Consider the following 9,274-nt stretch of genomic DNA (forward strand, 5'->3'; position numbering starts at 1 on the left):
CGCCAATGAAGACATTCCAGCACTTCGCCGGGGCTCTGGCCCTCGTATCTGTGTTGACCCTGACCTCTGCGGGCTGTGGCGACCTCAGCCGTCCAGCGGGTTCCGGGCCGCCCCAAAGTGCCGACCGGACGCCCCAGGACCCTGATACGGAACCCGCCACCGGTTCAGCAGCACCCACCACGGACGCACCCGCTACCGCCGCCGATCCTGTCAAGACCGCCGAGCCCTCCGTCGTCACCCCGCTGCCTTCCAGGCCCGCCGACCCGTCTGCGGGCTCCAATGCCATGCCCGCCGGTGACCTCCCCGGCTGGCGCCAGGTCTTTGCTGAGGACTTCGCCGAAGGAGATGTTGGCCTTGGCGGCTTCCCGGGCCCCGTTTACAGCACACGATGGAGCGTCAACTACGCTGACGGAACGCCGGACACGGCGGCCCAGCAGCAGGATAAGGGCCAGCGGACTTCCGGGTATTTCCCGTCCAAGGTCCTGACCGTCCACGACGGCGTGTTGGACATGTTCTTGCACTCTGAAGGCGGAGTTGCCCTGGGTGCGGCGCCATCACCCAAATTCGACGGCGCCAGCCAACGGCCTTACAACAGCCTGCTGTACGGCCGCTACTCCGTGCGCTTCAAGGCCGACGCCCTGCCGGGCTTCAAGCTGGCGTGGCTCCTGTGGCCCGACAGCAAGCAGTGGCCCGAGGACGGAGAGATCGACTTCCCCGAAGGGGACCTGTCCAAGGTCATCTATGCTGCCGTGCATGGCATGGAAAACGGCGTCCACGACAATGACGTCCTCCGGCCCAACCAGCCCTACGGGGACTGGCACATCGCCACCACCGAGTGGCGGCCAGATGGCATTGAGTTCTTCCTCGACGGGAAATCAATCGGCGTTTCCACCAGGTTCACGCCGACCAAGCCAATGCACTACATCCTGCAGACGGAGTCCTGCTCGCCAAGCTGCCCCGCGCCGGAAACGCAGGGACACGTCCTGCTTGACTGGGTGTCCATCTGGACCAGGGAATAGCCGTTCAGGGCACGCTGTCCACCTTGGAAGCCGGGCAAGACGCCCGGGCGGTGTGCCGCCGTCGTACGTCCTTTCAACTTTTTGGCAGGAAACCCCTTTACCCCAACTCCGGACTCTATTAAAGTGATGAGGGTCATAGTCCGGATGGGCGCCGGGGGCGTCCGGGAAGGGGGAGTGCATCACCGCTGACCATTACCTGAAGACAAGTGACAAATTCGTTGAAAGCCCCTCCTAGGAGGGGCTTTCCCCTTGTCGGCCAACGTTAGCGGGCCAGCCCGTCCAGCCGGCTTCGGAGGTTCCGCCGTTCTGCTTCATTGTCAGTGAGGATCACTGCTTCCTCGAACGCTGTGCGCGCTTCCTCCAGCCGGCCGAGCCGGGCCAGGAAGTCGCCGCGGGCAGCGGCAAGGTACGGATACCGAGCGAGTTGCGGTTCGGCTCCCAGGGCATCAAGCTCAGCCAGCCCTTCGGCAGGGCCTGCGGCGAAACCGAGGGCAATGGCCCGGTTGAGCCGGACCACCGGGGAGGGCCACCGTTCCATCAGCAGGTTGTACAGGCCCAGGATTTCGTCCCAGTCGGTCTCCGCCCAGGAGCCGCTCTCGTCATGGACCGCCGCGATGGCCGCCATGAGGGCGAAGCGGCCGGGCGGACGTGACGCCAAAGCTTCACGAAGCAGGGCCGTGCCCTCCCCGATGGCCCGCCGGTCCCATTTCGACCGGTCCTGGTTTTCCATGAGGACGGCGTCCTGGTGCTCGTCCACCCGGGCGGCGGTCCTGGCCTCTGTGAGGAGGATCAGGGCCAGGAGTCCAGCCACATCGTGGTCCCGGGGCAGCAGGACCCGCAGCATCCTTGCCAGTTCCAGGCCGCGTTCGGCCAGGTCCCGGCGCATCAGGTCGTCTCCGGAGGGGGCGGTGTGCCCGGTGGTGTACACCAGGTAGACAACAGACAGGACGGCCTCGACCCGCTCGGGCAGCTCGGAGACGGCGGGGACTCGGTACGGGATGTTCGCTGCGGCGATCTTCTTCTTCGCCCTGGTGATGCGCGCCGCCATGGTGGGTTCCTGGACAAGGAACGCACGGGCCACTTCCCCCGTGGACAGCCCACACAGCAGCCGGAGGGTTAGCGCCACCCGGGCCTCAAGGGCCAGGGCAGGATGGCAACAAGTGAAGATCAGTCTGAGGCGGTCATCGGGAATCTCCTGTTCGTCGAATTCGGGACCGCTGCCGCCGCGTTCCTCCGGGTCCAGCAGCTTCGGCAGCGCCCGTTGGGCCGTTGCCGCGCGCCGGCGGATGTCCAGCGCCCGCCGTCGGGCTGCCACCGTCAGCCATGCCGCGGGGTTCCCGGGAATCCCGCTCGAGCCCCATGCCGTCAGCGCACTGGCGTACGCGTCCTGGACGGCTTCCTCGGCGGTGTCGATGTCACCCGCGACGCGAACGGTGGCCGCCAGCACAAAGGCCCACTCGCGGCGGTGCGCGTCCGCCACCGCGGCGGCAACCTCGGTGCCGGCGGCCGCCTGCATCAGCTGACCACCCGCACCGGCCATACCTCCACCCCGACGCCGGCGGGAACCTCCTTGGCGATCTCCAGTGCCTCGTCGAGGTCTGCTGCCTCGATTAGGTAGTAGCCGCCCAGTGTTTCCTTCGACTCGGTGAACGGGCCATCCGTCACCAGGAACCCGCCTGCCCCGTCGCGCCGCATGGACGTGGCCGTGGAGGAAGGATGCAGCGCGGCGCCGCTGAGCAGGGAGGAACCGCGGCGCTGCATGAATTCCTGGTAGCTGGCGCTGATGGATTCGCCTTCGGCCTGCCTGGCCACCGTCTCGTCCTGGTAAATCAGGATCAGGTACTTGGACATTTTTGTGCTCCCTTCGATTGGCTTCAAAGGCTTCCCATTGGAGCCTCTACCAATACGACGCACAAGGGAAGCGGACATCGACAGCGCCAGGGAAATTCCCCTTCCATTTCCAAAGTACCGCGCGCAGGGGGCCTTGCGGCAAGGGCCCGGGGTTGGCGCATACTGGCGGTTCACGAACGAGGGGGCGGGCTGGGATGCACGAGGTAGTAATTGTGGGAAGCGGGCCCACCGGGCTGATGCTGGCAGGGGAGCTTCGGCTGGCGGGAGTGGACGCGCTGGTCCTGGAGCGGCGGCCTTCGCAGGAACTGGCCGGGTCGCGAGGCGGCGGCATCCATTCGAGGACCATCGAGTTGCTGGACCAGCGCGGCATCGCGGATCGGTTCCTCGCCGAAGGCAAGACTGTCCAGACGGCCTCCTTTGGCAGCACGCAGCTGGATCTGGGCAGCCTGCCCACGCGCCACCCCTACACGCTGGCTTTGTTCCAGAACCACATCGAGCGGCTGCTGCTGGAGTGGGTGGAGGAGCTTGGCGTGCAGATCCGGCGCGGCGTGGAGGTCACCGGAGTTACCGCGGACGACGACGGCGTGGACGTCGAGCTCGCCGCCGACGGACCTTTGCGGGCCGGGTACGTCGTGGGCGCCGACGGCGGGCGCAGCGTGGTGCGGCGGTCGGCGGGCATTCCGATGGCGGGCCCGGACGCGACCCGCAGCAGCCTGATCGCGGAGGTAAAGGTCGCGGGGGAGCCTGAGCAGCAGGGGAAGGTGGACGCCCGCGGAATCCACGGGCTGTATCCGATGGGCAACGGGGTTGTCCGGGTTGTGGTCACCGAGGCCTCGCTGGGCCCGGCCGCCGAACCCACCATGGAGGACCTGCGGGTGGCCCTGGCGGACGTGTTCGGGACGGACTTCGGCGTGCACAGCCCCATCTGGTTGTCACGGTTCACGGACGCCACGCGGCAGGCGGAGTCCTATCGGAAGGGCCGTGTGCTGCTGGCGGGTGATGCCGCGCATGTCCATTCACCGACTGGCGGGCTGGGCGTCGGTCTGGGACTGCAGGACGCCGTGAACCTTGGCTGGAAACTGGGGCAGGTGGTCCGGGGAACCTCCGGCGGAGGTTTGCTGGACACCTACCATGACGAGCGCCACCCCGCCGGAGCCCGGGCACTGGGATACACCATGGCGCAGTCCCTCTTCCAGAAGGCCGACCCCCGGCAGGAGGCGCTGCGCGGCCTGCTCGACGAGGTGCTCCGGGTTGACGGGGCGGGTGCGCCCATCGCCGCACTCATTTCCGGCCTGGACGTTGCCTACCGCCCCGGGCCGGGGCATCCGCTGCTGGGCCGCCGGATGCCCGACCTGGACATTTCTGGCAGGCAAGGAACAACCCGGGTATACGAATTACTGCGCCCCGCCCGGCCGGTGCTGCTGGAGTTCGGCGGCCAAACGCTGGAGGCGGGCGCCTCGGAAGGGCGCGTACAGCACGTCGCTGCCACGTACGACGGCGGGTGGCAGCTTCCGGTGCTGGGCCACGTTGCTGCCCCTGCGGCGGTCCTGGTCCGTCCGGATGGCTATGTTGCGTGGGTGGGCGAAGGGTCGGCCGACGGGCTGGCGGAAGCCCTTGAATCCTGGTTTGGCCGGCCTGCGCACTAATCAGGAATGGCCGCCACATATCCATTAATGCGGGGAAACTGGGCGAAAACTGCGGGACTGCCCCCTGTTGCAGCGGGCGGTCGCTCTTGTAAGCTAACTCCGGGTCAGGCAGACGGCCTTCAGTTGCCGTCGGAGGACCGAGCCATGACCACCCCTGCCACACTGCCGTCACCTCCTGGCATGCCCCTGCCCTCATAGCCGGCGTGGATGTGGCCCAGAGAAACCAATTTTCGGGGGTGGGCCACATCCCCGCCTTGAAATCCGGGAACCAGCAGCGTGGCTGGCTCCCGGACTTGTTTGTGCAACAGCAATCACCGGTTTTGCGGCGTGCCAGGAACTCCGGAACCAGGGGCCGTGGACACGTCAGTACCAGCGTGCACCCAGACTTCACCCAGCGCAGTTATGGAAACGTTATATATGCTTGCTTAGTGGTCTTGAGGAATAGCAGCGGAAACGTGTCAGCATCAGGAAGCCCGGCGGCACCCGGCGCAGAGGTCATCGCGGGGCGCAAGCATGCGTTGGACGGTCTCCGGACCATCGCCGTGGCGGGCGTGTTCTTCTTCCATACCGCCACCGAATCCATGCCCGGCGGATCCATCGGCGTGGACGTGTTCTTCACGCTCAGCGGGTTCGTGATCACCCTGCTGATCATGAAGGAGCGCCTTGCCACCGGCAGGCTCCACCTCGGCATCTTCTATGCCAAGCGACTGGCCCGGCTGTGGCCTGCGCTCCTGGCACTCTGCGCCGTGATCGTCGTGGCAGGTATTGTGTTTCCGGAGTCGGGCTGGGGTGGCCAGGCCGGGTTTGTCCTTCCGGCGGCCGCCTACGTGATGAACCTTGCGCACTTTGGCTTTTTCGGCGACTCGATTGCCGGTGAAACCATGGGCCCCACGTGGACCCTGGCCGTGGAGGAACAGTTCTACCTGGTGTGGCCGCTGCTCCTGCTGGTGATGCTCCGTTTTTGGAGGATCCGTACGGCCGCCCTGGCCACGGTGGCCCTGGCCGGCGCGTTCGTCCTGAACCGGTTCCTGCTGGTAAATGCCGGCGAACCGCTGGACCGCATTTACAACGGACCGGACACCCGGGCTGACGAACTTCTGGTCGGGTGCGCGCTCGCCCTGCTGTTCACCGCGCTGCGCCAGGGCTCCCGGCTCCATACCCTCCTCGCGGCCGCAGCACGCTGGGCCGCTGCCCCCGCCGGCCTCGCGCTGGTGGCAGCGCTCTTCCTGCTCAAGGAACCGGACGCTCCCGGCCCCTGGTTCAACGCGTTCTGGACAGCGGGCCCCACGGTGCTCGCGGTGCTGGCCGCCGTGCTGATCGGCTCCCTGGTCCTGCAGCCCGCCGGCGTCCTGTCGCGCCTCCTCAGCCATCCCTGGCTGGCACGCCCCGGTCGCGACCTGTCCTACGGCATGTATCTCTGGCACCTGCCTGTCTACCTGCTGCTGATGCCCCTCATCCCGGACCTTCCCATCCGCATCGCACTGACCGCCGCCCTCACCGTGTTGCTGGCCTATGCGTCCTTCCGCTGCGTGGAGCGGCCGCTCCGCCGCTGGGCAAACAAAAGGCTGGATCCCGCCGTCGTGCCTTCCGTGCCGGAACGGTCCAAGGAGTCCGTGCCAGCCTAGGCAGGGGAGCGGGGACCTACCGGCAGACGGCGCCGTTGCGTGCGGCGCCGACGGCGGCAGGCGGCTTGGCTGCCGGTGGCGCCTATGTCATCAGTGCGGGATGCTCTCCTGGTCCCGGTGGGCGGCGGGCTCGATCTGGAAGGTGGAGTGCTCGACGCTGACATCGAAGTCCTGGGCCACGCACCGCTGCAGATCGGCCAGGATGGTGGCCGAGTGCCCGTCGCGCATGCACTCATCCTGGACGGTGACATGGGCTGAAAGTACGGGTACCCCGGAGGCCACCAGGGAGGCATGCAGGTCATGCACGTCGATGACGTGCGGGAGCGCCAGGATGTGGCGGCGGACCTCGGACAGGTCCAGGCCCGGGGGAGTGCTCTCCATCAACACGTTCACGGTGTCCCGGAGCAGTTTCAGCGTCCGGGGAATGATCAGGACGCCGATGAGCAGCGACACGACGGCGTCCGCCCTGGTCCACCCGGTCAGCGCGATAACCAGTGCAGCCACGATCACAGCGATGGAACCGAGGGCATCGTTGAGTACCTCGAGGAAGGCAGCCTTCATATTGAAGCTGTGGTGGCGCCCGGAAGCGAGCACCAGCAGTCCCAGCGCGTTGCCTGCCAGGCCCACGACGCCGAACCACAACATCAGCGGTCCACCAACCGCGGGTGGTTCAACCAGTCGGCGGATGCCCTCGACAATGACGAACCCGCCAACCCCCAGCAGCAGCGCGGCCTGGCCGGCCGCGGCGATGATCTCCGCCCTCTTGTACCCCCACGTGCGCTTATAGGTCGCGGGTTTCAGGGCCAGCGAGGCCGCGATCACCGCGATGAGAAGCCCGGCCGAATCGGTGAACATGTGCCCCGCGTCGGCCAGCAGCGCCAGGCTGCCCGTGAGAACCGTGCCGACGACCTCGGCCACCATCACCATGAACGTGATGGCGAAAACCAGCAGGAGTTTGCCTCGCTGGCTGTGGGGGTCCGCGCCGCTGTGGCTGTGGCCGTGGCCGCTGCCCACCGGTCAGCCCTTCCGGACGATCGGCAGGCCCAGCGGTTGGGGTACGTCGGACGCGGCTGCCGCGCTGGAACAACCGGGGCAGCAGCCGTCTTCTGCTGTGGTCGCTGCCAGTAAGGCGGTCGCGCCGGGGTCTTTTGTGTCGATGGGTGCTGCGGCGTGGGGAACAGCGCAGCACGAGTCCCCGCGCCAGGCATTGACGCCTTCACGGATGGCGATGCCTGCGATCACCAGTGCCGCGCCGGCGTCGGCCCACCACCAGCCCAGGGTGCTGTTCAGGACCAGGCCCACCAAAAGCACAGCGGAAAGGTACGTGCACAGCAGAGTCTGCTTCGAATCAGCCACCGCTGTCCGTGATCCGAGTTCGCGCCCTGCACGGCGCTGTGCCCAGGACAGGACCGGCATGACAGCCAGGCTCAGGGCCGCGATCACGATGCCCGGCACGGAGTGCTGCGCTTCACCCGCGCCTGCCAGGGACCGAATGGCGTCAACCGCTACGAACGCTGCCAGGGCGAAGAACGAGACGGCGATGATTCGCAGGGTCAGGTGCTCACGCCGCTCCGGGTCCTTGGCGGAGAACTGCCACGACAGGGCCACGGCCGAGGCCACTTCGATGATCGAATCGAGGCCGAAACCGATCAGGGCGGACGAGTCCGCGGTGCCGCCGGCCCATAACGCCACAACCGCTTCAACGATGTTGTAGGAAATGGTGGCGGCCGCGAAGAGCCTGATCCGGCGGCTTAGGACCCGGCGGCGTTCCATAGTGGGGGCGTTGAGGGCAGTTGTCATGCCAGGCACTCTCCGTCGGGGGCGCAGCAGGCCGAATCCACGGCCAGGACAACGTTGATCAGGTCCTTGATGGCATGGCCGATCCGCGCATCGGCCAGCTCGTACCGGCTTCGCCGACCGTCCGGGACGGCGACCACCAGGCCGCAGCCGCGGAGGCACGTCAGGTGGTTGGACATGCTCTGCCGGGAGACGCCGAGGCTGTCCGCCAGATCCGAGGGATAGGAGGGCGCTTCCGCGAGGGCCAGGAGAACACGGGCGCGGGTGGGGTCCGATACAGCGTAGCCAAAACGGGCAAGCACCGGAGCCTGGGTGACGGTCTGCATGTCCTCAAAGTACAGCCCAGGCTGTATTCACGCAAACATGGATTCACGGGCATCCAAGAGGTCTACTTTCTGGGAGCTGTGGCGGCTTCCAGATGGCGCATGCCCCTCGCTGGGCCGGATACCTGATCCCGGAAGCTGCCCACGGAGGCGGTTCGGCTTCAGACAGGGGTTGGAGCACCTCGTCCTGGGCCGGATCCCCGGAGCCCCTAAGCCGCCTACGGCGGCGCTTGGAGCACGCTCGTCCTGGGCCGGATCCCCGAAGCCCCTAAACCGCCTACGGCGACCGGTTCGGCTTCAAAAAGGGGTTGGAGCGGTTGCTTGAGGCTGGGGTGGGCCCGTGAGCGGGCCTGTCCCAGGTGAATGTCACACCCCCTTGTCATGATGGGTTTATGGGGACAGCGGCGGTGGTGAAGGCGTTCGGGGATATCCGGGCGGGTCTTGCCGTGCTCAATGCTGAGGTTGATGGGGCGGGTTCGACCCCGTTTTCGGTGGCTGATCCGTTGTCTGGGTTGGCGGATGGGTGCCTGGATATTTTGGCCGGGTCACGGGAGGTGGAGGCCGGGTTCGCGGGGTTGAAGGCGAAGGCGGCGGTGAAGTATTCGGAGTCAGCTTTTGCTGTTGCGGGTCCGGATGTGCCGGTGGTGGCGCAGGAGATGGCGGTCGCTGCGGAGATCGGGTGCGTGCTGGCCCTTGGTCCGCGGGCGGCGGGTTCGTTCCTGGCCACGTCCCACGCCCTGACCACGGGGTTGCCGCGGACCTTGGAGGCTTTGCAGGCCGGAACGATCTCGTGGCAGCACGCGGTGGTGATGGCCGATGAAACCGCAGGCCTTGATCCTGTTGGGGCGGCGGCGTTGGAAGCGCATTTCCTGGATCCCGAAGCACCGGGTGCGGCGCGTGGCTGCCCGGCCGGGGAGTTGCCGGCGCACCGGTTCCGGGTCAAGGCCCGGACGTGGCGGGAACGCCACCACGCTGAGAGTATCGAGGAACGGCACGCCAAGGGGGTGGCGGAG

General features: G+C 67.1%; 8 protein-coding genes and 1 pseudogene. 4 read left to right on the forward strand and 5 right to left on the reverse strand.

Annotated features, from left to right (window positions below; genetic code table 11):
- The first annotated feature begins 5 nt into the window (after positions 1–5).
- Positions 6–1,019, forward strand: a complete 1,014-nt coding sequence (locus tag ACTJK0_RS18415) for a family 16 glycosylhydrolase (protein WP_440746188.1) — start codon at positions 6–8, stop codon at positions 1,017–1,019.
- Between the two features lie 262 nt (positions 1,020–1,281).
- On the opposite strand, the gene ACTJK0_RS18420 is transcribed toward ACTJK0_RS18415, so the two are convergent.
- Together ACTJK0_RS18420 and ACTJK0_RS18425 are read right to left on the reverse strand one after the other, a co-directional pair.
- Positions 1,282–2,559 (reverse strand): RNA polymerase sigma factor, encoded by a 1,278-nt coding sequence (locus ACTJK0_RS18420; RefSeq protein WP_440746189.1) that lies wholly within the window; start codon positions 2,557–2,559, stop codon positions 1,282–1,284.
- Positions 2,535–2,870: a YciI family protein gene (locus ACTJK0_RS18425; protein ID WP_440746190.1), complete on the reverse strand. Its 336-nt coding sequence runs from the start codon at positions 2,868–2,870 to the stop codon at positions 2,535–2,537. Before ACTJK0_RS18425 ends, ACTJK0_RS18420 begins: the two co-directional genes overlap by 25 nt.
- Positions 2,871–3,064: 194 nt before the next feature.
- Between ACTJK0_RS18425 and ACTJK0_RS18430 the strand changes: the two genes are divergently transcribed.
- Positions 3,065–4,516 (forward strand): FAD-dependent monooxygenase, encoded by a 1,452-nt coding sequence (locus ACTJK0_RS18430; RefSeq protein ID WP_440746191.1) that lies wholly within the window; start codon positions 3,065–3,067, stop codon positions 4,514–4,516.
- A gap of 455 nt (positions 4,517–4,971) precedes the next feature.
- Entirely contained in the window at positions 4,972–6,141 is a 1,170-nt protein-coding gene (locus ACTJK0_RS18435) for an acyltransferase family protein (protein ID WP_440746192.1), read from the forward strand.
- Positions 6,142–6,231: 90 nt separating this feature from the next.
- Here ACTJK0_RS18435 and ACTJK0_RS18440 read toward each other — a convergent pair whose 3' ends face one another.
- From ACTJK0_RS18440 to ACTJK0_RS18450, 3 genes are read right to left on the reverse strand one after another with little or no spacing between them, the layout of a single operon-like run.
- Positions 6,232–7,155: a cation diffusion facilitator family transporter gene (locus tag ACTJK0_RS18440; protein WP_440746193.1), complete on the reverse strand. Its 924-nt coding sequence runs from the start codon at positions 7,153–7,155 to the stop codon at positions 6,232–6,234.
- Positions 7,156–7,158: 3 nt separating this feature from the next.
- Positions 7,159–7,941 (reverse strand): cation diffusion facilitator family transporter, encoded by a 783-nt coding sequence (locus ACTJK0_RS18445; RefSeq protein WP_440746194.1) that lies wholly within the window; start codon positions 7,939–7,941, stop codon positions 7,159–7,161.
- Positions 7,938–8,264, reverse strand: a complete 327-nt coding sequence (locus ACTJK0_RS18450) for an ArsR/SmtB family transcription factor (protein WP_440746195.1) — start codon at positions 8,262–8,264, stop codon at positions 7,938–7,940. The genes ACTJK0_RS18445 and ACTJK0_RS18450 overlap by 4 nt, the downstream gene beginning before the upstream one ends.
- Positions 8,265–8,653: 389 nt before the next feature.
- On the opposite strand from ACTJK0_RS18450, the pseudogene ACTJK0_RS18455 reads away from it, so the two are divergent.
- A pseudogene (locus ACTJK0_RS18455) lies at positions 8,654–9,274 on the forward strand (HNH endonuclease signature motif containing protein); the annotation flags it as partial.

Origin of the sequence: Paenarthrobacter sp. 22069, from assembly GCF_052046035.1 — a bacterium.
Lineage (GTDB): Bacteria > Actinomycetota > Actinomycetes > Actinomycetales > Micrococcaceae > Arthrobacter.